Raw genomic sequence first — 26834 nt, forward strand, 5'->3', positions numbered from 1 at the left:
AAATATCTCAAATATTCTTTGTTAATAACTGCTCATAGGATTAAAATCAAATGTAATATGAATGTCTTTCGGCAGTTCCTGCCGGTCGATCCAAAGTTCCAGCCGGTCTTTCACCTTCACAAGTTCCTTGTAGTCTTTCTCTTTTACGTACAGCACCTGCCGGTAAATATCATTGACTTTTGCCAGAGAGGCTTCGCCGGGTCCGATGACGCGGATACCCGAATTCTGAATGACCCTTGCCATGCGCTGTGCTGTCTGTTTACATTCCTCTTCCGAAGGCCCGGCAAGAAGGACTGTGAGCATCTGCCAAACCGGAGGATAGCAAAGCATCGTCCGGTAGGCTATCTCCTGGCGGTAAAACTCTTCATAGTCCTGCGCCGCCGCCGTGACAATACAGTAATGTTCCGGCGAATAGGTCTGTATGACAACCTCACCCGCTTTCTCACCTCTCCCTGCACGGCCGGCTGCCTGGGTCAAAAGCTGGAATGTCCTCTCTGCCGCACGAAAATCATTGGCATGCAGAGATAAATCCGCTGCCAGGATTCCGACGAGAGTCACGTTTTCAAAATCGTGTCCTTTGACAATCATCTGCGTGCCCACAAGAATATCGGCCCTGCCTTCCGAAAAAGTCTTCAAGATCTCTTCATGGCTGTGCTTTCTTTTCGTGGTATCCATATCCATCCGAAGCACTCTTGCTTCCGGAAATTCTTTCCTTATGGCGGCTTCTGCCTTTTGAGTACCGAGGCCGAACATTCCGATAAACGGGCTGCCGCACTCAGGACAGGCCTCCGGCATCACTTCTTCATACCCGCAGTAATGGCAGCGGAGTTTCCCGTCCCTGTGATACGTAAGCGACACGTCACAGTGCGGACACTGCATTACAGTGCCGCAGCTTCTGCACGAGACAAACCCGGCATATCCCCTCCGGTTTAAAAACAGCATGACCTGTTCTTTTTTCCGAAGCCGGTCTCCGATCAGTTCATAGAGCCTTCTGCTGAACATGCTGCGGTTCCCCTGTTTTAATTCTTCCCTTAAATCTTCTATATACACATCGGGCAGGACCGCTTCTTTTGCACGGTCTTTCAGAGTCCAGAACCTGTATTTTCCGTCCAGTGCCTTCTGATAGCTCTCAAGAGACGGCGTTGCGGACCCTAAAATCACCGCCGCGCCTTCCATGTCCGCTTTTTTCAGGGCTACTTCTCTTGCATGATATTTGGGTGTCTGTTCACTTTTATAACTGCCCTCATGTTCTTCATCCATAATGATCAGCCCCAGGTTAGGAAACGGCACAAACAAAGCGGATCTGGGCCCGATGATAATATCGCAGTCCCCATTCTTTGCCCGGAGCCACTGATCGTATTTCTCTCCTTTGGAGAGTCTGGAATTAAGAATGGATACTCTGTCTCCAAACCGCTTCGTGAAACGGCAGACCGTCTGGTACGTAAGGGCGATCTCCGGGATGAGCACGATCGCCTGTTTCCCTTTTCTGACAACTTCTTCGATTGCCGCCAGATAGACCTCTGTCTTCCCGCTTCCGGTAACTCCGTGCAGAAGATACGTTTTCCTCTCCCCTGCCGCGTAATCTGCTTTAAATTCCTGTATCAGCTTCTCCTGACTCTCATTCAGGGGCAGGGCAGCCTCCGCTTCCATCCCGCCGAGGCCGGGATTCCGGTAAAACATTTCTGTTTCGACGCGGATGATGCCATCCTGTTCCATACCTGCAACCGTTGTCCTCGGAATCTTCAGGTCTTTCGTCACACGCTCCCAGGAAACCGTCTGCTCATCCATGAGAACAGCCAGCAGCCTGGCTTTTGCCGCATAATGCCTGCCTAAATATTCATCCAGCAGACCGGGAGCCTGCTCTTTGGGCAGCATGAGCCTGACAGATTTTTTTTCTTTTTGTTTCATCTTATCCTGCACGGGAAGCACGGTCTTCAATGCCTGGATCATGGTAGAGCCATAGTTTTCCCGAATCCAGTAGGCGAGCTTGATCATCCTGGATTCTGCGCTCACACTGTCTTCTTCTATAGACAAAATTTCCTTTATTTTCTTTGGATCGTACTCTGCCTGATCCGAAAGCCTGACAACATATCCCCTCTGTTCCCGGTTTCCTGCTCCAAACGGCACCCGAACGGACTGCCCGACCCGGATCTGCTCATATAAGGAAAAAGGCACTCGATATTGAAATACCCGATCCAGTGCCTCATGCGAAATATTAATGATAATATCTGCGTATAATGTTTCCATAAATCAGTCGATGACGTGTCCCTTTTGGCGCAGGACTTTCACTACACGGTCCACATGTTCCCTGCAGATCTCGTGAGTTTTGGCTTCCACCATGACACGCACCAAAGGTTCCGTTCCGCTCTCCCTTACAAGAATCCTTCCGTCATTTCCGAGTTCCTTCTCCACAGCTTCCACCGCTGTGATCACGTCTTCGTCTTCCCTGGCGTCTTTTTTATCCCGTACTTTGACGTTCTCAAGAATCTGCGGATAGATATCCACATCCTTTACCAGCTGACCGAGTGACTGTTTCTGTTCCAGCATGGCCTCCATGATCTTTAAAGAAGTCAGAATCCCGTCTCCGGTAGTCGCAAACTTGCTGAAAATAATATGTCCTGACTGTTCACCGCCCAGGCCGTGTCCGTTTCTGGACATATTTTCATACACATATTTATCTCCCACTGCTGTTTTTTCATAGTCGATGCCGGCCCGGTCAAAGGCCTTGTAAAGACCGAGGTTGGACATGACCGTCGTGACGACCGTGTTATTGTTGAGAGCGCCGTGCTCTTTCATGTATTTTCCGCACACATACAGGATCAGATCGCCGTTTACTTCTGCCCCGTTCTCATCCACAGCAATACACCGGTCTGCGTCGCCGTCGTATGCGAATCCCACATCCAGGTGGTTCTCTTTTACAAATCCCTTCAGGATCTCTATATGAGTGGAACCGCAGTTGGTGTTGATATTTGTTCCGTCCGGTTCATTGTTGATCACATAGACCTCTGCACCCAGTGTTTCAAATACATTCTTTGCAATGCTGGAAGAACTTCCGTTGGAACAGTCCAGTCCGACCTTTACATTTTTAAATGACCGTGTGGCCAGGGAGATGAGATATCCTATGTATCGGTTTCTTCCAGATGCGTAATCTTTCGCCCTTCCGATATCGCTTTTCGTGGCAAAAGGAAGTTCTCCGATCTCACCGTCGATGTATGCCTCGATCTGTTCTTCGACTTCCGCATCCATCTTATGTCCCTTGGCGTTGATCAGCTTGATCCCGTTGTCATAGTATGGATTGTGGCTGGCAGAAATCATAATGCCGCAGTCAAACTGTTCCGTGCGGACTACGTAAGACACACTCGGAGTCGTAGTCACATAGAGCATGTAAGCGTTGGCTCCTGAAGCCGTAAGTCCGGCCACCAGCGCATGTTCAAACATATAGCTGCTTCTCCTCGTATCCTTTCCTATGACTACTTTCGGGCGTTTCTTTTCCTTGCCCAGATGCCATCCCAAAAATCTTCCTACTTTATATGCATGCTCCACTGTCAGATCGATATTTGCCTCTCCGCGGAAGCCGTCAGTGCCAAAATATTTTCCCATGATTGACCTCTTTCTCATACTTTATTTTAAAATAACCTAGAATGTATTATAACATAAAGTCTCACCGTTGAAAAACAAAAAATCCCCGCCGGAGATCATGCTTTGACAGCACTGTCTCCAGCGGGGACACACTTTTAACTGCTTTTCCGGCTGACTTTTACAACAACGGAAATATCTTCATCCTTAATCTCACCAAGGGCCCTGAGCATTTTTTTCAGGGCGGGATACCATATATCCTTGGGGAGTTCCTTCATCTCTTCTTTTGTGAGCAGACTCGTCTGATCCTTCTCTGTTCCGAATAATCCCTCGTAACAGATCTCGTACTGCTTTCCCCGGTCGATGACTCCTAACTCTTCCAAGGTATTCATCATCCGGTAGACAGTCGCTCTGCCAATGGCAGGATCTATTTTTGTCGCCTCATAAAAGATTTCTTTGCAGCAGGAACAATTATTTTTTAAAATCACATCCAGAATCACTTTTCTCTGGCTTGTAATCCGAAGCCCCTGCTCCCGAAGCTGCTCTATGATTCTTTCCCGGCTAAGTTCTGTGGTCATACTGCCTCCCATTCGCATCTGTCTCTCTGCGGTGCCTCTATAAATTGATAACCAATATCATTTATAGCCTTATCATACGCAACTTTTCTAAAATTGTCAAGTTTTTATTGATATCAATTTTCAAAATAAGACTTATAATTCACATGGTATTTCCCTTTCGGAAATAAGTGATGGTAGAGATCTACAAAATAATCATCTGTCATGCTCGCAATATAATCGGCCACAATCCGGTTCGGCTCCTCCTCTGCGTAGGATCTTGACGCATCATAATAAGACCTGGCCTCCTCCACGTATTCTATATGGTGTTTAAAAATCACCGATTCTTCATTTCCCGCGATCAAATCAGCATACAGCTTTTCATAGACTTCCCGGAACATCGGAGCCACATTTTCCGAATAAATACAGTCCAGTTTTTTGTTGAAATAAATTTGTTCATAGTTTTCTTTCTTGGCGATCTTCATGGCATCATAATACTTTGAATCCAGCATGATATAGTCTTTTCGGTAACTGTTTTCAACAATGTTCACGATCATGTTATTGATAATCTCCGCATTTTCTACTCCGATCTCCCCCTGAGTAAAAATATCACTGCTCTCAATCAGCTTTGCTTTCTTCGCATCCTGCCGGTCCTTGCCAAGATAGGCTACCATATCGCAGATCCTGACCACACATCCTTCCAGGGTTGAGGGGATCAGAGTTTTGATATAGTCTTTGTTTTGACTGCTGTTTCCCATCTTCTCATAAAACTCTTCAAAAGTATCCATCCGGCAGGGACGGTACTCCTGCTGTTCAAATTCTCCATTGTGACACAGGATTCCATCCAATGTCTGCAGTGAAAGGTTCCGCTCAAACATCCCGTCCAGCACCCGCACACTTTGAATATTGTGCTGAAAACACTGTCCTGTCTTCTCATGATAAAGTTCATCCAAATACCGTTCTCCCGCATGTCCGAACGGCGTGTGTCCGATGTCGTGTCCGAGGGCGACCGCCTCGATCAGGTCACAGTTTAAACCCAGGAGCTTACCGATATTTCTGGCAATCCTTGAGACAAGCTGTACATGCAGAGATCTTCTGGAAATATCATCGTTCAGGAAAAATGAAAATACCTGGGTCTTATCTGTATACCGGTTGTAGTATGGAGAGTGGATGATCTTTTCCACATCCCGGACAAAAGCCGGTCTCCAGAGGCTGGCCTTATCTCTTTCCCGATTTTTCCGGATCACCTGTTCATCCGTACATGCATAGGGATTTTTCCAGCCCACCTGCCGGTCCCTGATGATTTCCTTCTGCAGTTCTTTTGAAAGTTCATGATAATTAAGCATTTTCCTCTTCCTCCCTAAATCCCGAATCATGCCCGCTGACTCAATTTATAAAACAGAAAAAGCCTACAATTATGATTGCAGACTTTGTTTTTTTGCCATGCCTAAACGCTGGCCCTGTTTTAGTTTTGTCTCACATCCGTCTTTCGTTCTTTCCAATAAACATTCATCGATCTCTACCTTGTCGCCTCTGAAAAGCAGAACGATGGTGGAGCCTCCAAACTCAAAATATCCCTTTTCCATACCGCGGTGCATGATGCCTTCTTCGTGATGGTTTACGATCCGCCCTACCATCAGAGCTCCAACTTCCATCTGGACTGCATCGCCGAAATGCTCCGTCTTCATCATGGTAAACTCCCTGGCATTTTCTTTATAGACAGACACATAGTTATTGGCTGTCGGATTCACAGTGTGGTAGGCCCCTTTTATAAAATAATTCCTGCTCTTCGTGCCGTTGTCAAAATAGCAGTACCTGTGATAATCATCGACTGTAAGGCGCAGAATGACTGCGTAGCCGTTTCTGAAATGGTCAGCGATCTTTCTGCTTCTAAGCAGTGACTCCACGGTATAGACCGTATCTTTCACACAAAATGACGTGTCTTCTGTTATGCGGTATGCGCTTGCTTTACAGTCGCAAGGACTGAACAGAATATCCTGATTTTCAGGAAGCAGCCGCTTTCCAGGCTTGATCCTCCTCGTGAAAAAATCATTATAAGACGTATAGATCCTGTCCTCATACTCCCTCATATCGATCTTATTTTTTCTGACAAACCGCTCGATCAGACACTTTGAGAAGCCTGTACTCAGAAAAAGACCTCCCAGCCTGGATATCCAGGGCTTTGTGAGAATCTTTAATTTGATACGGCCGATGTAAGTTCCATAAAGAAGCTTCAGAAATTTATCCTGAAAAGTTTCTTCCTCATAACAGCGGCCTTTTTGATCCACGTATTTCATTTCTTTTCTCCTTTAAAGAAAATATATTCTGACGGCGATCAGGATGCCTATAATTACAAATGCGAACATGCACTTCTTTCCCGGCTTAAACACACTAAAATCAATTACAAACAGCAGAGAAATGATCAATACTGCCAGCAGATATATGTATGGAAACTGTGCTGTAAAAAACCTTTTCAGCTGATATACGACGGGCAGAATCAGTGCTACCGATGTGACCGGAAGTCCCCGGTAATGTTTTCTTCTCTCGCTTGTCTCTGCCTGTCTCTGTTCTTCGGTGACATTAAAAAATGCCAGCCGGATCACCGCTCCCAGAATGTACATCATATATATGATTTTTGCATACCAGGCATCCATCCCCATGGAATAACCTATGACGACAGGAAACGCTCCAAAACAGATCAGATCACAGAGGGAATCAATCTCGATTCCAAATTTCTTTGCGTCATCGGAGCGTTTGATCATTTTTGCGACGGTTCCGTCATACATATCTGTAAATCCGGAGATCATCAGACAAATCATTGCTATTTTAAAGTTTCCGTTAAATGCCGCTGACATACCGAATACAGCACTGACGACACCTGCATATGTCAGTATCACTGACACATTATAAAATCCTATCATAATTAAACCTCTATTCCTTACGCTTTATTGTCACATGAGCCACAAAAGTCAAGAATGCACTGATCAGCACCAGAGCATAATAACTGATTCCCCGGCTCAGCAGCATTGCCGGATACAGCAGACTGCCCCTGAATATCTTATGGAAAATACTTAAAAACAAGCCTTCACTGATTCCCATTCCTCCCGGAAGAGGAAGCATATCCACCGAGATCGATATGACACACTGAAGTGCTACAATATCAACAAATCCAAGTGCAGAGAGTCCCAGCGCCTTATAGACAAGATATGTGATGGAAAAATGCAGAATTCTCTGAACCAAAGTCACCAAAAACATCTCAAAAATCATGAGTTTATATTCTTTAATGACTGCAGCAGCCTTATGGTAGTCCTGCATCCAGCCCTCTATTTTTCTGATCCGCTCTTCTTTCTTTTTAAGGATATGAATTTTTTCCAGCATCCGTATCATTGACAGAAGCACTCTGGACGCAAGCGTCGGTTCAAATACCAGCATCAGCATCAGTGCGACGCAGAAAACATTCAGTCCGATACCGAGATAAAAGAAAAATGCTACCTGAGATATATAGTCTGTAATCAGACTGTGCCGGAACACAAAGATCGCCGCTCCCAGAAATACTAATACAAACTTATATAAAATTGTAACGATCATCAAAACAACGGTTCCCACCGAAACATCGATCTTATCCCGGTTCATATAGTAAAGCTGAGCCGGCTGTCCTCCGGTGGCCGACGGCGTGATGCAGCTGAAAAAAAATCCTACAAACGAATAGAGAATACAGTGCCTTTTCGGCACGCGGTACCGGAGCACACGCAGCATTCTGTAAATGATAAAAGCTTCGCAGCATACAAACACGATGATCAGCCCAAAACCTAATATATAGTATACAGGGCTGACGCTTCTCATAACCTTTAAAAGTTCCGGCAGCTCTTTTCCGCGAAAGATTGCATAAAATGTAAGCCCGAACAGTGCAAAAAAGAAGATGCCATTGCCAATCCAGCGCTTCTTATTCTCCATAACCTACCTCTTTGTCGATTGCCCTCTCCAAATGTACACCACGGTTGATCTTTGTAAACATACTCTGCAGTTTCAGATACCAATCCGTCTTCTGACCGACCAGATACATAGCCTCTGCCAGCAGTATCCCTCCTATCAGGTCTATGATATAATGCTGCTTCGTAACCTGAGTGGAAATACACACCAGAACTGCAAAAACACAGGAAAAACGCTGATACCACAAAGGAACTTTTTTCTGTCCCCTGATCCCAACATAACAAAACCAGCTGACCAGACAATGGATGGACGGAAACAGATTTGCCGACGGATCAACCGTATAAACCAGATTCAGCATCTGATCCCATATCCCGGTTCCGGTTATTTCGGGCCTTGCCAGAGTCGTCGGAACCATTACAAAGAAGATACCGCAGATGACTCTGGAGAGTAAATCTCCTACTAAGAACCGGTATAAATGCTCCTTCCCAATCCTGCCTATCATGATATAATTCACAGCCCAAAACAGATAACAGATCAGATAGATACTCGTAAATTCCGGTATCAGAGGTACTGCACGGTCAAATGCCGTTGTAAAATCATAATGCTTTAAATCCCTGCACAGAATCTGTGTACCCGTATAAATCAGTGAATTAAAAGTGAAAGAACAAATCAATGGGAGCACTGCATATTTGGGGATTATATTCCATAAATGTCCATCCAGTTTTTTCATATTTCACTCCTTTACAAACAAAAACCATGTCATAATACATGACATGATTCTTGTCTTATTATAGCTTTCCATCATCAAAATGTAAAGCCAAGCTCATTTATTTAATACATTTGTAAGAAAATCAGGATCTCTGCCTTTTCTTCTTTCTGTTAAACACCAGGTAGATACAAGGGATAAAGATTAATGTAAGCAAAGTTCCATAAATCAGTCCCCCGATTGTAACGATGGCCATCGGCTGTACCATTTCTGCCCCGGATCCAAGACCCAGTGCCATGGTAGAAAGACCCAGAATTGTCGTGATCGCCGTCATTAAAATCGGCCGGATTCTCATGGAACCGGCAGTTATGACAGCATCCATGAGCTCGTAGCCTTTATCTCTCAGCTGATTGATCGTATCCACCAGAACGATACCATTATTTACGATGATACCGGACAGCATGACGAAACCGATCATGGCAATGATGCTCAGATCCTTGCCCGCCACAAACAGTCCGATCAGACCACCTGTAAATGCCAGAGGAATTGTAAACAGGATAATGAAAGGAGACTTGAGTGACTGGAACTGTGCCACCATAATCAGATACATAAATGCGATTGCCAAAATCAGCATCAATCCTACCTGTCCCGCGGTATCATTTATGGATTCCATCTCACCCGCCACTTTATAACTGTATCCTGCAGGCGCCTTGTACCCCTTCAGCGCTTTGGTCACATTCTGGCTTACGATACCGATATTGTAACCGTCCTCAAGCTCTGCGGTTACATTCAGTATTCTCTCCTGAGCTGATCTTGAGATCGTAGAGAGACTGTCGGTATCACTGAAGCTGGCTACTTTGGAAAGTGCCACTTCCCTGCTCTCCCCTTTCTTCGTTCCAGTGAGCTTCATTTTCTTCAGCTGTGCTCTTGTAATATTGTCCTTGGTGTCATTAGACACTTTTACATCCCACTGTTTTTCATTCTGGCTGATCGTAGTCGCTGTGGAGCCCTCCTGAATCTTGGAGCTGAGCTGCTGATAAACGGTCGCCACCGTGAGACCATATTTTGCGGCTTTTGCTTTATCAACTGTAACATGGATATCGGGAGTCGTTTCCTCCTGTCCGTCACTGACATTCTTCGTGCCTTTGACAGATTCCACCCTTTTTGCAATATCACTGGCTGTCCTGCGGAGCGTTTTCATATCATTTCCTTTGACTTCGATGGCAATCCCGCTTCCCCCGAGGGCGCTCATATCCATGTTGGACTCCTGTACCTGGATCTCACAGTCGAATTTCTTTGTCTTTTTTAAGATCTCATTTTTTATCTCTTTATTTGTCTGCTTTTTATCTTCTTTCAGCATGATATACATGCTGGCTGTATCCTGATCTGCCTTGCTTCCCGACGAAGTGCCTCCCATGCCTGATGAACTGCTCACCATAGCTCCGACGCCGTCTACATCAGGAATCTCACGAATTTTTTTCATGACCGTATCAGACATAGCCGCCGTATCACTCAGGCCTGATCCTTTCGGCATCTCGATGGTAAGGCTCATCTGTGAACTGTCCATAGACGGCATCAGGGAAGTTCCAATCCTTGTTGCCCCGATCACTGCTCCCACAAACACTGCCAGCGTCAGTACGATGGCAATCCATTTCCTCCTGAGCACCTTATCCATGACTCCGCGGTACAAAGACTGAAGTCCGTCAAACAGCCTGTTGTCCTTTTCAGTCACTTTGTGAAGCACTCCGGCGGACATCATCGGAACAAAAGTCACTGCAACGATCAGACTGGCAATCAGTGAATATCCGATTGTCAGCGCCATATCGGAAAACAGCTTCTTCGTAAGTCCTGTTGTGAACACAATCGGCAGGAAGACAGAGATTGTTGTCAGCGTAGAAGCAGTGATTGCTCCGGCTACCCCTTTTGCTCCTTCGATCGCAGCCTCCTTGACCGGCACCCCTTCTTTTCTCAGCCGGTAAATATTCTCTATAACAACAATCGAGTTATCCACCAGCATACCGACTCCGAGCGCAAGGCCGGAAAGGGAAATAACATTCAGGGTAATGCCGCTGAAATACATCATAACGACGGCAAACACTACACTAATCGGAATGGAGCAGGCGATGACGGCAGTAGGTTTGATATCCTTTAAAAACACAAGCAGGATCAGCACTGCCAGCACTGCACCCATTCCAAGATTCTGCAGAACAGATCCTACAACCATATCTATGTAGATTCCCTGATCCATTAAGTTTGTATAATGCAGTCCGGGGTTCTCTTTTTTGAGTGTTTCCAGCTTCTCGGAAACCCTCTTTGATACGTCTGCCGTAGAGTAATTGTTCTGTTTCTGAATGCTCAGCACCGCCGCATCATTGCCATTTACCCTGCAGTAATTATCCTTTTTATTGTTGACAACTGCCACATCTGCAACATCACTCAGACGGATCGGCGCAAAGTTATCAATGCCGAGATCCATCAGCTCCATGTCTTCCAGATCTTCCTGACTGGTAACTTTATCCCCGACTCTGACCAGATATTGTGTGTTGTCTTCTGAAATATATCCCGCAGGCATTTCAAAATTCTGTGCGATCAGCATGGCTTTTACATTGTCCACAGTCAGTTTATCTTTTATGTCAGCCGCCGCTTTTGCCTGCTTTTTGCTGGCATCCAGCTGCTGCTGGCCCGCAGCGATCTGTGATTCGCCCTGTGCGATGCCGATCTCTCCTGATGTCATCTGGCTGTTGGCATTGGCGGTCTGGGCAGTCACTGTCGTCAGATTGGCGTCGATCTGTTTTTTGCCCTTCTGGATCTGCTTTAACGCCTTCTGTAAAACTTCAATATTTTTATCCAGGGTCTTTATCGTACTGTCTGCTGTTTTCAGCTGCTTTTTAATCTCTGTGATCTGAGCCTGAAGCTGCGCCTTCTGTGCGGGGTCTGTCACAGTTTTGAGCTGTGCCTCCAGCTGTTTAAGTCCTTCTTCCCCCGCCTGTTTTACAAGTTCCAAAGCTTTTTTCTGATTTTGAAGATTGGTAAGAACACTTGTGACCTCTACCTCCTTCTGGGCAAGGCTTAATTTCCCGCTGTTTAGAGCCGTCTGTGCTTTCGCAAGGGTATCGTTGAGCTCCGTTCTCTTAGAATTCAGCTGTGCCTTGCTTCCGTCAAGTTTTGCTTTCGCCCGGTCCAGCTCATCCTGAGCCTCGTCAAACTGGCCGTCCAAAGCCTTTTGAATCTTTTTATTTAATGATTTGATCTTGTCCTCATTGATGATAACATTGATATTCTCTTCAAGCATTCCGGTCTCGCTTACAGAGGCAACACCTTCCACTGCCTCCACACCCGGAGAAACTTTGTCTTTGATCAGCTTTGAAATCTCAGACATATCTTTGTTGTCCGAATCAATCGCAGTCACAAGCACCGGCATCATGTCCGGATTTAATTTCATGATCGTAGGATTGCCTACTTTGTCAGGCCAGTATCCTTTGATCATATCCAGCTTTTCCCGCATATCAAGAGCTGCCGAATCCATATTGGCATCGCCTTCAAACTCCATATAGACAACGGACATATTCTCACTGGAGGAAGATGCCACCTGTTTGATGTTGGATATGGTTGCCATGGCCTGTTCCACCGGCTTTGTCACCGTAGTCTCCACTTCTTCAGGAGAAGCCCCCTGATAGGTAGTCATGACAAGAGCGTATGGAAGTTCCATACTCGGAAGCAAGTCCGTAGTCATTTTGGAAAAAGAGACAATGCCCAGAATAATTACCAGGATGACTCCCACAATGACAGTATATGGCTTGCGCACACTAAATTTTGAAAACATGTTTTTTCCCCTTTTGAGTTTTTGTATTATAAGAATAATACAATGTTAGCATGACCGCTCAAAGGATTCAAGTTTTTTTGAATATTATTTTAGATTCCCACGTAAAATAAAAAGAAAAAAGGAGATAAATTATAATATGAATGAAACATACCCATTTTCCCTCGAACCGCTTCCATACGATTATGATGCCCTGGAGCCGGTGATTGACGCTGAAACCCTCAGATTTCATCACGATAAACATCTTGCCGCCTATGTAGAAAAACTGAATGCGGCAATCAAACCCCACCAAGATCTGCATAACATGACGCTGGAACAGCTGCTTACAGAACCTGACAAAATTCCGGAAGAAGCAAAAACCCCTGTTAAGAACAACGGCGGAGGAGTTTACAACCATCAAGTATATTTTAACGCTATGGAAAAGGATGAATTCACAACTCCCGAAGGAGAAATTGGAAAAGCCATAGAGAGAGATTTCGGGTCCCTTGATACCTTCATGAAAGAAATGACAGAGGCCGCATTGTCACAGTTTGGTTCCGGTTATGGATGGCTTGTAAATAACAATGGAAAACTAAAAGTGATAAATCTTCCAAATCAGGATGTACCGCTCAGTGATACTCTTTATCCTCTGCTTCCTGTCGATGTCTGGGAACATGCTTATTATCTCCAGTACCAAAATCGGCGCCCTGATTATGTGAACAACTGGTTTTCACTAATCAACTGGGACTATGTAAACAAACGGCTTGAAGACAGCAGACAATGGTTTGAAGAGCACCAGTAAACCTGCACATTCAAAAAGCAGCAGTTAATTTTTATAACTGCTGCTTTTTATTTTTCCATAGGAAAGTTCTTAAACGTCTACGCTGTAATTAGGTGCTTCTTTTGTGATATGAATGTCATGCGGATGGCTTTCTTTCAAGGATGCAGCCGTAATCTGTACAAACTGTCCCTTCTCCTGCAGTTCTTCTACGGTTTTTGCCCCGCAGTATCCCATGCCGGAGCGGAGTCCGCCGAGCAGCTGGAAAATGGTGTCTTCTGCAGTCCCTCTGTATGCCACACGGCCCTCGACACCTTCCGGAACCAATTTCTTAGCGTTTGTCTGGAAATAGCGGTCTTTGCTTCCGCATTCCATAGCTGCTAAGGATCCCATGCCGCGGTATACTTTATATTTTCTTCCCTGGTAGAGTTCAAACTCTCCTGGGCTCTCATCACATCCGGCCATCATACTTCCGAGCATACATGCACTGGCACCGGCTGCAATCGCTTTTGTAATATCTCCTGAAAACTTGATCCCGCCGTCTGCAATGATCGGAATCCCTGCTTTCTTTGCCTCTTCATATGCCCCCATAATCGCAGTAATCTGCGGAACACCGATTCCGGCAACCACACGGGTGGTACAGATGGATCCTGGTCCGATTCCCACTTTGACAGCGTCGGCCCCTGCCTCAATCAATGCTTTTGTACCCTCTGCCGTGGCTACATTTCCTGCAATGACCTGCAGTTCAGGATATGCTTTTTTCACCATTCTGACTGCCTTTAATACGTTTGCAGAATGTCCATGGGCTGAGTCGACAACCACTACATCTACGTGAGCTTTTACCAATGCATCCACACGGTCCAAGATATCGGCTGTGATCCCCACACCGGCACCACACAGCAGTCTGCCCTGTTCGTCTTTTGCAGCATGCGGGTATTTGATCTGTTTTTCAATATCCTTAATAGTAATTAAACCTTTTAAGTTAAAGTCTTTGTCCACGATCGGAAGTTTTTCTTTCCTTGCCTTCCCTAAAATCTGTTTTGCCTCTTCCAGGGTGATCCCTTCCTGCGCTGTGACAAGATTTTCTGATGTCATGGATTCCTTGATCTTCTTTGAAAAATCTGTTTCGAACTTTAAATCACGGTTTGTGATGATTCCGACCAGTTTGGTTCCCTCAGTAATCGGCACCCCTGATATGCGGTATTTTCCCATCAGGTCATCTGCGTCCTGGATCGTATGTTCAGGACTTAAAGAAAAAGGATCTGTGATGACACCGTTTTCCGAACGTTTTACCTTGTCCACTTCGTCTGCCTGCTGTGCAATGGTCATATTCTTATGAATGATACCGATACCGCCCTGCCTTGCCATTGCGATCGCCATACGGTGCTCTGTTACCGTATCCATGCTGGCACTCATTAAAGGAATATTTAATGTAATCTTGTCTGTCAGACGGGTCTCTGTCACCACTTCATTTGCGATTACTTCTGAATATCCCGGAACTAATAATACGTCGTCAAATGTGATTCCCTGGCCAATTAACTTTCCCATTTTTTCCTCGCTTTCTATGTCTTTCGTATTCTAATTTATAGTTTTATACTATAACAAATTCTAAATTCTTTGTCAACAAACAAAGGATTATTGTCCGAAAACAATAATCCTTTGTACAATCGTCTAGTCTTCTTTAATTTCGATCTTTGATCCGACTTTTAACTTAGGCATTGGCTTGGCCTCAACACAGATGCTTCCCGGAAGCCCTGCCTCAGCTGCCCCGCTGAATACTACCGTCAGATGTCCAAGAGTCTCTAAATTAGACTGGGCAATCTCTCCCACAGCCGAGATCTTAAACTCTGCACCGTCAATCACCAGTGTGTTTCCTTTGCCGATTGTCCCGTCTACTTCATTGACATCGATAAAATGGCAGAAATCTTTTAATGTATCCGGAACATTCTCACCGAACAGCACAAACATCCCTTCGTCATAAAAGGCATCAACCTGGTCTCCCAATTCATAGACAGATGTTTGAAAAATAGTTTTGCTCATATCCTGTCCTCCCGATTATCCTCTTAACTTTTTGTCAATGGCTGCCGCAGCTTTCTTCCCGGCACCCATGGCCAAAATGACAGTTGCCGCACCCGTGACAGTATCTCCTCCTGCATAGACTCCGTCTTTGCTTGATTCCATCGTCTCCTCGTCAACAATGATACCGCCCCATTTCTGAACATCCAAGCCTGGTGTTGTGTGACGAATTAACGGGTTCGGACTCTGTCCAATCGCGATGACAACAGTATCTACATCAATATCGTAGTTGGACCCTTCAATCGGAACCGGAGACCTTCTTCCTGAGGCATCGGGTTCTCCTAATTCCTGTTTTACGATCTCCATCTTCTCTACCCATCCGTCCTCATTTGCCTTAATGGCTACCGGATTATTTAAAAACTTAAAGATAATTCCTTCTTCTTTAGCGTGGTGAAGTTCTTCCAGACGGGCAGGAGCTTCCTCTTCACTTCGTCTGTAAACAATATATACCTCATCTGCTCCAAGACGCTTCGCTGTTCTGGCAGCATCCATCGCTACGTTTCCTGCTCCCACGACTGCAACTTTCTTTCCGATCTTGACCGGGGTCGGGTACTCTGGGAATTCGTAACCCTTCATGAGGTTCACACGGGTTAAGAATTCATTGGCAGAATAAACTCCCAGGTAGTTTTCTCCCGGTATATTTAAGAATCTTGGAAGTCCTGCTCCGCTGCCCACAAAGACAGCTTCATATCCGTCTTCCATCAGCTCGTCGATGGTAACAGATCTTCCGACAATCACATTGGTCTCGATCTTCACGCCAAGATTTTCAACAGATTCTATTTCTTTCGCCACTAGATCCTTTGGAAGACGGAATTCCGGAATTCCGTAGCTCAGTACTCCGCCCGGCTTGTGCAGTGCTTCAAATACTGTCACTTCATATCCTTTTTTGATCAGTTCACCGGCACAGGTAATACCTGCAGGTCCGCATCCTACGACTGCGACTTTCTTTCCATTCTTTTCGATGCTGACTTCAGCCGGTTCTGCATTTGCCATGTGGTAGTCTGCAACAAACCGCTCCATACGCCCGATACCAACAGGTTCACCCTTGATCCCACGGACACATTTACCCTCACACTGATTTTCCTGAGGACATACGCGGCCGCAGATAGCAGGCAGGGCATTCTCACTCGTGATTACTTCATAAGCGCCTTCAAAATCACCTGCAGCTACTTTTTCGATAAATTCCGGAATCGGTACATTGACCGGACATCCGTTGACACACGGTTTATTTTTGCAGTTTAAGCAGCGGGTTGCTTCTTCCATAGCCATTTCTTTCGTATATCCCAAAGCAACTTCTTTAAAGTTCTTATTCCGAACATTCGGATCCTGTTCCGGCATTGCTACTTTATTTGGACTCATATTTGCCATGACTATTTACCCCTCCCAATCTTACACTCGTGTTCTTCTTCTCTGAACATTGTCTGACGTTTCATACATTCATCAAAATCCACCTGGAATCCGTCAAAATCCGGTCCGTCCACACAGGCAAACTTCGTTTCTCCGCCTACTGTGACACGGCATCCGCCGCACATACCGGTTCCGTCAATCATGATCGGATTCAGGGATACCATCGTCGGAATATCATGCTGTTTTGTAATCTTTACAACATTTTTCATCATGATCAGCGGCCCGATCGCGATGACTTCGTCATACTTCACGCCTTTTGCAATCTGATCTTCCAGAACATTCGTAACAAATCCTTTTGTTCCAAGGCTTCCGTCATCTGTGGCAATAAATACATTTTCACAGAACTCTTCAAATTTCTCTTTTAAGATAACAAATTCTGCACTCTTGCCTCCGATAATAACATCTACAGGAACTCCCATTTCGGCAAGTTTGCGAAGCTGAGGATAAAGAGGTGCTGCACCGACTCCGCCTGCCACACCTAAAACTCTCTCTCGTTTATGTAAGATGGACGGCTGTCCTAGAGGACCTACAAAATCGGCTACATAGTCTCCCTCTTTCTTCTTGCTTAATAATTCTGTGGAATATCCGACAACCTGATAAATGATTGTGACTGTTTCCTTTTCTCTGTCATAATCTGCGATAGTCAAAGGAACTCTCTCGCCTTTTTCATCAACACGGATAATAATGAACTGACCTGGTTCACACTTCCTTGCAACGAATGGTGCGTGAATTTCCATCAATTCAACCAAGTTATTAAGTGTCTCTTTTTTTACTATTTTATACACCAAATACACCTCTTTCTGCATCTTTTAATATCTTTTTTATTATATCGTGAAACTGTACAATAGCAAAGCATTTTTTTGAAATTCTTAAAATACTCTTAACAAATGAAAAAACCTGCCTTGTTTCTGCACAGAAAAAAGGAGAAAGAACCGGCTCCTTCTCCTTAAAATATTTTGTTTAATTTTACACTGTGATTTGTGACTGTCTTTTTTAACAGATCGACATCGGTCTCCAAAACATCCTGTCTTCTTATAACCATCTTGTATCTGGATGAATCTTCACGGTTTTCAAAGAGTACATTTAATTTGGTGCAGATTTCATTCTCCAGAATCATATGAATATCGGAAAATCCAGCTTCCATTTTCGTTTTAAGATCAGATACCTCTCCTTCCGTTCGCTCCAAACGGGATTCTATGGAATTTGTCTTCTCTGATATAAAATCTATTTTTTCTGACATAAGATTTGACTTTTCTGTGAGAATATCAGTGCGCTGTAAGAGAAGGCTGTTTTGTTCACTTAGGAATTTTGTCGTCTGATCCAGCTGATCTGTTTTTTCTTCCAAAGCAGAGGTTCTTTCATTTAATTCCTGAATACTGCTTTCCATTCTGTCTGTTTTTTCGTCCAGTCTCTGGATATCCTGACTTAATCCATCTGTCTTCTCATCCAGTCTCTGAATGTCCTGAACGATCATATCTGTTTTTTCTTCCAGATTCTCTGTTTTTACCGTCAGCAGATCCACTTTTCTCTCAACACATCCCATTCGTCCGTCAAAGGCTGTCATACTGGAATTCACCTGCTGCATCAGATTATACATGTCTTTTATCATTTGTTCTTCCGGCAACTTTTTTCGCCTCCTTCTTACATATTTTAGGAATTGTAAATATTATACTTCTTTCTTTACTCTTTGTCTACCCTTTTGTACTGAAATGCATTTTTTATGTCATGAAAAAAAGAAGGCTGACGAGTTTATCAGCCTTCTCTTTGTTTCTGTATCTCTTTTACAATCAAACACCTTATGAAATCCGATTACATCATTCCCATTCCCGGTGCTCCTGCTCCAGCCGGCATTGCCGGTGCATCTTCTTTGATATTAGCAACAACAGATTCTGTTGTCAGTAAGGTAGATGCAACAGATGTTGCATTCTGTAATGCACTTCTTGTTACCTTAGCCGGATCAATGATGCCTGCTTCAATCATATTTACATATTTTCCATTTAATGCGTCGAATCCGAATCCAACTTCCTGTTCTTCAACTTTATTGATGATAACAGAACCTTCCAGTCCTGCGTTTGCAGCAATGTGGAATAATGGAGCCTGGAGAGCTTTGAGGATAATATTTGCACCTGTCTTTTCATCGCCCTCTAATTCTTCTGCCATCTTTGCAACCTTCTTGGAAGCATGGATATAAGCAGAACCGCCGCCGAAAATAATACCTTCTTCAACTGCTGCCTTTGTCGCTGCCAGGGCGTCTTCCAGACGAAGTTTACTTTCTTTCATCTCTGTCTCTGTCGCCGCACCTACACGGATAACTGCAACACCACCGGATAATTTTGCGAGTCTTTCCTGTAATTTTTCTTTATCAAATTCAGAAGTTGTCTCATCCAGCTGACCCTTGATCTGTCCGATTCTTGCCTGAATTGCATCCTTAGATCCTTCTCCGTCAACAATCACTGTGTTTTCTTTTTCAACTTTTACAGATTTTGCACGGCCTAACTGATCGATCGTTGTTTCTTTCAAATCTAATCCGACTTCCTCAGAAATCACAGTTCCTCCTGTAAGGATTGCAATATCCTCTAACATCGCTTTTCTTCTGTCACCGTATCCAGGTGCCTTCACTGCACACACAGAGAATGTTCCGCGCAGTTTATTAACGATCAATGTTGTCAGTGCTTCGCCTTCAATATCTTCTGCGATGATCAGAAGTTTCTTTCCGCTCTGTACGATCTGCTCTAAGATTGGAAGGATATCCTGAATATTAGAAATCTTCTTATCTGTGATCAGGATATATGGGTCTTCTAATTCAGCGACCATTTTTTCCATGTCTGTTGAGAAGTAAGCAGATAAATATCCGCGGTCAAACTGCATACCTTCCACTAAATCTAATTCTGTCTTCATTGTCTTAGATTCTTCGATTGTGATAACACCGTCGTTAGACACCTTTTCCATAGCATCCGCAACTAACTCCCCGACTTCCTCATCACTGGCAGAAATTGCAGCAACTTTTGCGATCTGATCTTTGCCGTTTACTTTGCTGCTCATCTCAGCGATTGCTTCTACTGCCGCATCTGTTGCCTTTTTCATTCCTTTTCTTAAAATAATCGGATTTGCACCTGCCGCAAGGTTTTTCATTCCTTCATTTACCATTGCCTGGGCTAAAACAGTGGCTGTTGTAGTACCATCACCCGCAACATCATTTGTCTTTGTTGCAACTTCTTTTACAATCTGAGCACCCATGTTCTCGAATGCATCTTCTAATTCAATCTCTTTTGCGATTGTCACACCGTCGTTTGTGATCAGAGGAATACCAAAAGATTTATCTAACACTACATTTCTTCCTTTTGGTCCGATGGTAACTCTGACTGTATCTGCTAACTGGTTTACACCTGCTTCTAACGCTTTTCTTGCATCAATTCCGTATTTGATTTCTTTTGCCATGATTCGTCTCCTCCAAAAATCCTATTCTACAACTGCTAAAATATCGTTCTGTTTTACGATGATGTATTCATCATCTCCACATTTCACTTCAGTTCCCGCATATTTGGAATAGATGACTTTCTGTCCCTTTTCTACTTCCATTTTCACTTCATCCGTTCCAGGTCCGACTGCGACAACTTCGGCTTCCTGCGGTTTTTCCTGAGATGCTGTTGTCAACACGATTCCGGATTTTGTTGTAGTCTCAGCTTCCAGCTGTTTCAGCACTACTCTGTCTCCTAATGGTTTTAAATTCATATCATTACCTCCTAAAATTCAGATGAAATTCTTTTGTCTTATTTACCCGATTATTGTTAGCACTCACTCTCATCGAGTGCTAATCACAAAATATAGTATAACACCCTATCAAAAAATTGCAAGGGCTTTTTTGAAAAATTTTTTCACTTTTCACCGTCTGGCCGGTAGATATCTCCAAACTCTTTCCGGGCCTTTTTCGTGCACTCTCTTACAAAATCTGTCTTTGCCCTTGTATAGGCATCCCTGTCATGTTCATATTTTTTCTGAAAACCAGTCTTTAATTTCCCGTATTCTTCTGCCGCCTCCCGATGCCGTTTCAAATAATCCCGGAAATAAAGTTCATCCCAGTCCCCCGGATACCTTACATGGAGATGATAGACTTTCTTTGCAAATCCCTGTAAAGTATAACCTTTCATAAACATCATATGCGGGGGAGGATTCCTCGGCTTCTTCTCATAGATATATCCTTCCTTCTCCACCGCCCGGATCAGGTCCTTCAGGTCGCAGTGTTCTTCAATTTCCAAAAGGATATCAATCGTAGGCTTAGCCAAAAGCCCTTTCACAGCCGTGCTGCCGATGTGACTGATCCTCGCCACCTGGCCCCGCCCAATCGAATGAAGCAGCAGTTTCTTTTCATTTTCATACATCTGCTTCCATTCTTCCTTATGGCCGCACAAAACGATGGGAAAAAGTTCCCACAGTTCTTCATTGGACATCTCTGTAAGATTTTTCATCTTCATCTCCTTCATTGTTTCCAAAAATTAAACAAAGTAGTCAAACACACTCTGCGGAGCATTCTTCATTTCTCAGAAAATGAAAAGATAAGCCGTTATAAAACGGCTTATCTCTCTTCTGCTTCTATTTAGGCTGATAAGAGCTCTTCATAGAAACAATGCGGTTAAATACCATGTGATCCTTTGTTGTATCTTTTGTGTCCAGGCAAAAATACCCCTGTCTGACAAACTGGAAGCTGTCCCCAGGAGCTGCCTCCTCAAGAGACGGCTCAACATAGCAGTCTTTTAATATTATGAGAGAATCTGGATTTAAATTAACAGATCCATCCTCGTTATACACGCCTTTTTCCTCATCTACAATATTTTCATATAAACGGACTTCGGCCTTTTTTGCAAAAGGAGCGGCAACCCAGTGAATGGTCCCCTTCACTTTTCGTCCGTCGGGGCTGTTGCCTCCTCTGGATTCCGGATCATAGGTACAGAGTACCTCTGTGACATTTCCGTCCTCATCGGTCACGTAGTCTGTGCAGGTCACAAAATATCCGTTCATCAGACGCACTTCGTTGCCGGGATACAGACGGAAATACTTCTTCGGCCTCTCAATCTTAAAATCATCCCGCTCTATATACAGTTCTCTGCAAAACGGCACTTTTCTTGTGCCCATCTCTTCATTTTCCTGATTATTTTTTACTTCCATATACTCTACCTTGTCTTCCGGGTAGTTTGTAATAACCAGCTTAATTGGGTCCAGGACAGCCGATACCCTTGGCTTTTTCAGCTTCAGGTCATCTCTGATGCAGTACTCAAGCATGGCATAATCTACGGAGCTGTGACTCTTAGCCACACCGACCAGCTCCATAAACCTGCGGATGGATTCCGGAGTATATCCACGGCGTCTCAGTGCAGACAGCGTCACAAGCCTCGGATCATCCCAGCCGTCCACGATTCCGTCATCCACCAGCTTCTTGATATAGCGTTTTCCCGTGACTACATTGGTAAGATAAAGTTTTGCAAACTCAATCTGCTTCGGCGGATGTACAAACTCGCACTCTTTTACAACCCAGTCATATAGCGGCCTGTGATCCTCAAACTCCAGTGTACAGATGGAATGGGTCACGCCTTCAAAGGCATCCTCCAGCGGATGCGCAAAATCATACATCGGATAAATGCACCAATCGTCACCTGTATTGTGATGTTCCATTCTGGCAATACGGTAAAGGATCGGGTCCCTCATATTCATATTGCCGGAAGTCATATCAATCTTAGCCCTGAGCACCTTGCTTCCGTCTTCAAACTCTCCATTTTTCATTGCGCGGAATAATGCAAGGTTTTCTTCCGGTGTACGGTCTCTGTACGGACTGTTTTTTCCCGGTTCCGTCAGCGTCCCCCTGTATTCCCGGATCTCCTCCGGCGTCAGGTCGCACACGTAGGCCTTTCCTTTCTTGATCAGGAACTCTGCACATTCATACATACGGTCAAAATAATTGGATGCAAAATAAATCGTCTGGTCATAATCTGCTCCAAGCCACTCCACATCCTCTTTGATCGAATCTACATACTCGGTCTTTTCCTTCGTCGGATTCGTATCGTCAAACCGGAAATGAAAATCTCCGCCGTACTCTTTCGCCAGTCCATAGTTTAAAAGGATTGATTTGGCATGTCCGATATGCAGGTAGCCGTTTGGCTCCGGCGGGAACCTGGTCACAATTTTTTCGTATTTCCCTTCTTTCAGATCTTCTTCAATGATCTGTTCTATAAAATTTTTTGAGATCGCCTCTTCCATCGTGTCTCCATTCCTCCATACTTTTCATTATTCTCTAATAATATAAGACATATTTTAAATACAATCAAGGGCTTCTCTTACATTTGCGACGCCCAAAAGCCGCATGTTTGTCCTGATCTTTAAGCTGTCCACATTTGCCTTGGGAAGGATGCAGGTTTTAAATCCAAGCTTTTCCGCCTCTTTGATCCTCTGGTCTCCCTGGGATACTCTCCGTACCTCGCCTACCAGCCCGACTTCCCCGAAGATGATCGTATCTTCCGGGAGAGGTATGTTTTTATAGCTGGATGCAATGGCCAGAATAATCCCCAGGTCAATCGCCGGCTCTCCCAGCCTCATGCCTCCGGCCAGGTTCACATAGGCGTCACAGCCGCCCAGCTGGAGACCGACCCTTTTTTCCAAAACTGCCATAAGAAGATTGACCCTATTATAGTCAATTCCCACCGCTGTTCTCCTCGGCATCTGAAAACTCGTGGGAGAGATCAGTGCCTGAATCTCGATAAGAATCGGCCTGGTTCCCTCCAGGGAACATACTACCACAGAACCGGAGGCGTCCACAGGGCGCCCGTTCAGCATCATCTTGGACGGATTCTCCACCTCTGTAAGACCATCTGCGCACATCTCAAACACACCGATCTCATTTGTGGAGCCGAAGCGGTTCTTCACTCCCCGCAGAATCCGGTATGCCGCCTCCCTCTCCCCTTCAAAATATAGGACCGTATCCACCATATGCTCCAGTGTCCTGGGCCCTGCCACGACACCTTCCTTTGTCACATGTCCGACAATGAAGACTGCGATATTTTCTTCTTTTGCGATCCTCATCATCTGAGCCGTCACTTCCCGGACCTGGGATACACTTCCCGCTGCCGCGGTCAGTTCTTCACTGAACATCGTCTGGATGGAGTCTATCACGACAAACTCCGGGCGGACTTTGCGGATTCCCTCGAGGATCTCCTCCAGAATCGTCTCACAGAACAGAAGAAGTTCATCCTCAAATGCCCCGATCCTCTCTGCACGCATCTTAATCTGATGTGCGGACTCCTCCCCGGAAACATATAAAACTTTCCGCTTTGCATTTACTAAATTCCTGCAGACTTGGAGCAGCAGAGTAGACTTTCCGATCCCCGGGTCTCCGCCCACTAAAGACAGAGAGCCGGTCACAATTCCTCCTCCGAGAACTCTGTCCAGCTCACCTATGCCTGTCGGAATACGTTCCTCACTCTTTATAGAAACCTCTGACATATTCATAGGAGAGGCAGAAGCCCGCCTGGGCTTTGCCCCTCCCTTTTTTGTCACTGATTGTTTTTCTTCTACAAAGGTATTCCACGATTTGCAGGCCGGACACTGTCCCAGCCACTTGGATGATTCATGTCCGCACTCACTGCAGAAAAAGACGGTTTTTGCCTTTGCCATATCAGTTCCTGCTCCTTACTGTTTCTTCACACGGACCATAGCCGTCATGCCCGGATTCAGTTCCACACTCAGAGTGAGTTTTCCTCCTAGATTGGCCTTCATGTTTCCAACATTTATATTGTCTATATATACGCGGTATTCCTGTTCAGGCTCCACTTCAAGCGTTACCTGGACATCTTCTGATGCCTCGATCTCAAATGCCACTCCGTCTGTTGTTGCAGCAAAATTGTGGACGGCGGAACCCGGTACAGATTCAAAGATCAGCTGTCCGTTTTTGTCCAGCTTTGTCATTGTCTTGAAGGTTTTCACTTTGTACATATCCCCTTCAAATTCGATCTTGTCCTTTTTGGCTTTCGTATCTAATGTGTAATCCCCGAAGCTTAATGTCCCATTTTCTTCGCTGCGAAACAACTCTGTTACCACTGACATGTTCTTATCCTCCTATTAAATCTGCATTTGTTATTTTATTATATAATATTTGCTGCTTATTTACTAGCATCCTTTATCGAAAAAGTAAGGTTTTTGTCTTTTGCTCCGATCGTAAGCGCTGCTTCGTCCCGAAGCTCACCGCTTAAGATCTTATCTGCCAGCACATCCTCGATCTCACTCTGGATCACACGGCGCAGCGGTCTTGCACCGTACGTCTCACTGTACCCTTTGTCTGCCAGCAGTGAAACGGCATTGGACGTGATCTTTACCGAGATCCGATGGTTTTTCATCAGCTGTTCCTTTAAATTGTTCAAAAAGAGTTTTGCAATTTCCCGGAGCTCATCTTTAGTCAGCATGGTAAATACAATCGTTCCGTCTATTCTGTTCAGGAATTCGGGCTTGAAAATCTGCCGCACCTCCTCCATCACACCCTGAGTCATCTTCTCATGATTCTTTTCCTTATCGGAAGTTCTGACAAACCCAAGCTGTTTCGGAGAAATGATCCTGGACGCGCCCGCGTTGGAAGTCATAATAAGCACTGTGTTTTTGAAATCGACTTTTCTTCCGTTGGAGTCTGTAATATGTCCGTCATCCAGCACCTGAAGCAGGATATTAAATACATCCGGATGCGCTTTTTCAATCTCATCCAGCAGGATCACAGAGTATGGATGCCTTCTGACCTGCTCACTCAGCTGTCCGCCTTCTCCGAAACCGACATATCCGGGAGGTGATCCGATGATCTTTGATACGCTGTGCTTTTCCATGTATTCAGACATGTCTACGCGGATCAGGTCTTCTTCCCTTCCGAACATGGCTTTCGCAAGACTCTTGGAAAGCTCTGTTTTACCCACACCGGTAGGCCCTAGAAATAAGAAGGAACCGATGGGGCGTTTTGGATCTTTCAGGCCAACCCTGCTGCGCTTTATGGCTCTGGCCACAGCTTCCACGGCCTTATCCTGTCCTATCACCTGTTTGTGAAGAATTTTTTCAAGATTCCGAAGTCTCTCCATCTCTCCCTGTTTCAGCTGGTTCACCGGTATCTTGGTCCAAAGAGAAATGATCTCCTCCACATCTTCCATCTCAATGGAAGGTATCTTCTTCTGCTGGTTTTCCATCCTGCGGTACTTCTTCTCAAGACTTTTGCCGATTTCCTCTTTTTTGCTCTTCAGTTCTCTTGCTTTTTCAATCTGCCCGCTGCTGATGTAAGCTTCCATTTCTTTTACAATCTGCTTTTGCTGCTCCTGTTCCTCTTTCATATCCGACGGCACTTTCAAAGACTTCATCCGCTTTTTGGCACAGGCCTCGTCCAGAACGTCGATTGCTTTGTCAGGCAGAAACCGGTCGTTGACATACCGGCAGGAAAGATCCACCGCATAGGAAGTCACCTCTTCAGGAATCAGCACTCTGTGATGAGATTCAAACTTATATTTGAGCCCTTCAAGGATCTTGACTGCTTCTTTCACCGAAGGCTCCTCCACCAAAATAGACTGAAACCTCCGCACAAGTGCTGCATCCTTCTCAAAGTATTTGGTATATTCCTCGCTGGTTGTAGCCCCGATCAGCTGAAAGTCTCCCCGTGCGAGAGAGGGCTTCAGGATGTTGGATGCGTCCATGGCTCCCTCAGAACCGCCTGCCCCGATCATCGTGTGAATTTCGTCAATAAAGAGAATCACTGAAGGATCTTCCGTCACCTCGGAAATAATCTGTTTCATCCGCTCCTCAAACTCCCCCCGGTACTTCGTCCCTGCGATCACTCTTGTCAGATCCAGAGAGAGCAGTCTCTTATCCTTTAGATTAAGGGGCACGTTACCCTGCACGATCCTCGCAGCCAGCCCTTCAACGATAGCGGTCTTTCCCACACCCGGGTCTCCGATCAGACAAGGGTTATTTTTGGACCTCCTGCACAATACCTGCATCAGC

At 45.0% G+C, this 26834-nt stretch carries 22 protein-coding genes; 1 reads left to right on the plus strand and 21 read right to left on the minus strand.

Annotated elements, in window-relative coordinates:
- Positions 1-21: 21 nt before the first annotated feature.
- From priA to QVP35_RS14110, 9 genes are all read right to left on the minus strand, one after another.
- Positions 22-2247, minus strand: coding sequence for a replication restart helicase PriA (priA, locus tag QVP35_RS14070; protein WP_009290316.1), 2226 nt, complete (start codon positions 2245-2247; stop codon positions 22-24).
- A gap of 3 nt (positions 2248-2250) precedes the next feature.
- A complete protein-coding gene (gene glmM, locus QVP35_RS14075) occupies positions 2251-3600 on the minus strand; it encodes a phosphoglucosamine mutase (protein ID WP_009290315.1) in 1350 nt (449 codons plus the stop codon).
- Between the two features lie 134 nt (positions 3601-3734).
- Positions 3735-4154, minus strand: coding sequence for a Fur family transcriptional regulator (locus tag QVP35_RS14080; protein ID WP_009290314.1), 420 nt, complete (start codon positions 4152-4154; stop codon positions 3735-3737).
- Positions 4155-4267: 113 nt separating this feature from the next.
- Positions 4268-5476: a deoxyguanosinetriphosphate triphosphohydrolase family protein gene (locus QVP35_RS14085; RefSeq protein ID WP_009290313.1), complete on the minus strand. Its 1209-nt coding sequence runs from the start codon at positions 5474-5476 to the stop codon at positions 4268-4270.
- A gap of 69 nt (positions 5477-5545) precedes the next feature.
- Entirely contained in the window at positions 5546-6427 is an 882-nt protein-coding gene (locus tag QVP35_RS14090) for a phosphatidylserine decarboxylase (protein ID WP_009290312.1), read from the minus strand.
- A gap of 12 nt (positions 6428-6439) precedes the next feature.
- Positions 6440-7051, minus strand: a complete 612-nt coding sequence (locus tag QVP35_RS14095; RefSeq protein ID WP_006568046.1) for a CDP-alcohol phosphatidyltransferase family protein — start codon at positions 7049-7051, stop codon at positions 6440-6442.
- 10 nt (positions 7052-7061) lie between these two features.
- The gene (locus tag QVP35_RS14100; RefSeq protein WP_009290311.1) at positions 7062-8084 is read right to left on the minus strand and encodes a lysylphosphatidylglycerol synthase transmembrane domain-containing protein; all 1023 of its coding nucleotides are present in this window, start codon (positions 8082-8084) and stop codon (positions 7062-7064) included.
- The gene (locus QVP35_RS14105) at positions 8074-8790 is read right to left on the minus strand and encodes a phosphatase PAP2 family protein (RefSeq protein WP_009290310.1); all 717 of its coding nucleotides are present in this window, start codon (positions 8788-8790) and stop codon (positions 8074-8076) included. The genes QVP35_RS14100 and QVP35_RS14105 overlap by 11 nt, the downstream gene beginning before the upstream one ends.
- Positions 8791-8911: 121 nt before the next feature.
- Positions 8912-12589, minus strand: a complete 3678-nt coding sequence (locus QVP35_RS14110) for an efflux RND transporter permease subunit (RefSeq protein WP_022261289.1) — start codon at positions 12587-12589, stop codon at positions 8912-8914.
- Positions 12590-12725: 136 nt separating this feature from the next.
- Here QVP35_RS14110 and QVP35_RS14115 point away from each other — a divergent pair, with 136 nt between their 5' ends.
- Positions 12726-13367 (plus strand): superoxide dismutase, encoded by a 642-nt coding sequence (locus QVP35_RS14115; protein ID WP_009290307.1) that lies wholly within the window; start codon positions 12726-12728, stop codon positions 13365-13367.
- Positions 13368-13436: 69 nt separating this feature from the next.
- Here the strand turns inward: QVP35_RS14115 and guaB are convergent, their stop codons facing one another.
- The 12 genes from guaB to QVP35_RS14175 form a co-directional block, all read right to left on the minus strand.
- Positions 13437-14891, minus strand: coding sequence for an IMP dehydrogenase (gene guaB / locus QVP35_RS14120; RefSeq protein ID WP_009290306.1), 1455 nt, complete (start codon positions 14889-14891; stop codon positions 13437-13439).
- 123 nt (positions 14892-15014) lie between these two features.
- The gene (locus tag QVP35_RS14125; RefSeq protein ID WP_009290305.1) at positions 15015-15383 is read right to left on the minus strand and encodes a PTS glucitol/sorbitol transporter subunit IIA; all 369 of its coding nucleotides are present in this window, start codon (positions 15381-15383) and stop codon (positions 15015-15017) included.
- A 15-nt stretch (positions 15384-15398) separates the two neighbouring features.
- Positions 15399-16787, minus strand: a complete 1389-nt coding sequence (gene gltA / locus QVP35_RS14130; protein ID WP_006568053.1) for an NADPH-dependent glutamate synthase — start codon at positions 16785-16787, stop codon at positions 15399-15401.
- Between the two features lie 2 nt (positions 16788-16789).
- Positions 16790-17611, minus strand: coding sequence for a sulfide/dihydroorotate dehydrogenase-like FAD/NAD-binding protein (locus QVP35_RS14135; protein ID WP_022261290.1), 822 nt, complete (start codon positions 17609-17611; stop codon positions 16790-16792).
- A gap of 161 nt (positions 17612-17772) precedes the next feature.
- A complete protein-coding gene (locus QVP35_RS14140) occupies positions 17773-18450 on the minus strand; it encodes a hypothetical protein (RefSeq protein ID WP_022261291.1) in 678 nt (225 codons plus the stop codon).
- 185 nt (positions 18451-18635) lie between these two features.
- Positions 18636-20264, minus strand: coding sequence for a chaperonin GroEL (gene groL / locus QVP35_RS14145; RefSeq protein WP_006568088.1), 1629 nt, complete (start codon positions 20262-20264; stop codon positions 18636-18638).
- 21 nt (positions 20265-20285) lie between these two features.
- Positions 20286-20558 carry a co-chaperone GroES gene (locus QVP35_RS14150; RefSeq protein WP_006568089.1) on the minus strand — a complete coding sequence of 91 codons (273 nt, stop codon included), beginning with the start codon at positions 20556-20558 and terminating at the stop codon, positions 20286-20288.
- Between the two features lie 143 nt (positions 20559-20701).
- Complete coding sequence (locus QVP35_RS14155) at positions 20702-21292, minus strand: GrpB family protein (protein WP_009290302.1); 591 nt, start codon at positions 21290-21292, stop codon at positions 20702-20704.
- Between the two features lie 124 nt (positions 21293-21416).
- Positions 21417-23075, minus strand: a complete 1659-nt coding sequence (locus QVP35_RS14160; protein WP_006568091.1) for a glutamine--tRNA ligase/YqeY domain fusion protein — start codon at positions 23073-23075, stop codon at positions 21417-21419.
- A gap of 54 nt (positions 23076-23129) precedes the next feature.
- Positions 23130-24485, minus strand: a complete 1356-nt coding sequence (gene radA / locus QVP35_RS14165) for a DNA repair protein RadA (protein ID WP_006568092.1) — start codon at positions 24483-24485, stop codon at positions 23130-23132.
- A 15-nt stretch (positions 24486-24500) separates the two neighbouring features.
- Positions 24501-24914: a hypothetical protein gene (locus QVP35_RS14170; RefSeq protein ID WP_006568093.1), complete on the minus strand. Its 414-nt coding sequence runs from the start codon at positions 24912-24914 to the stop codon at positions 24501-24503.
- A gap of 56 nt (positions 24915-24970) precedes the next feature.
- The coding region (locus QVP35_RS14175) for an ATP-dependent Clp protease ATP-binding subunit (RefSeq protein ID WP_288187944.1) at positions 24971-26834 on the minus strand (1864 nt) is incomplete at its 5' end.

Source organism: Anaerostipes sp. CAG:276, from assembly GCF_000432215.1.
In the GTDB taxonomy this organism is placed as follows: Bacteria; Bacillota; Clostridia; order Lachnospirales; family Lachnospiraceae; genus Anaerostipes; species Anaerostipes caccae.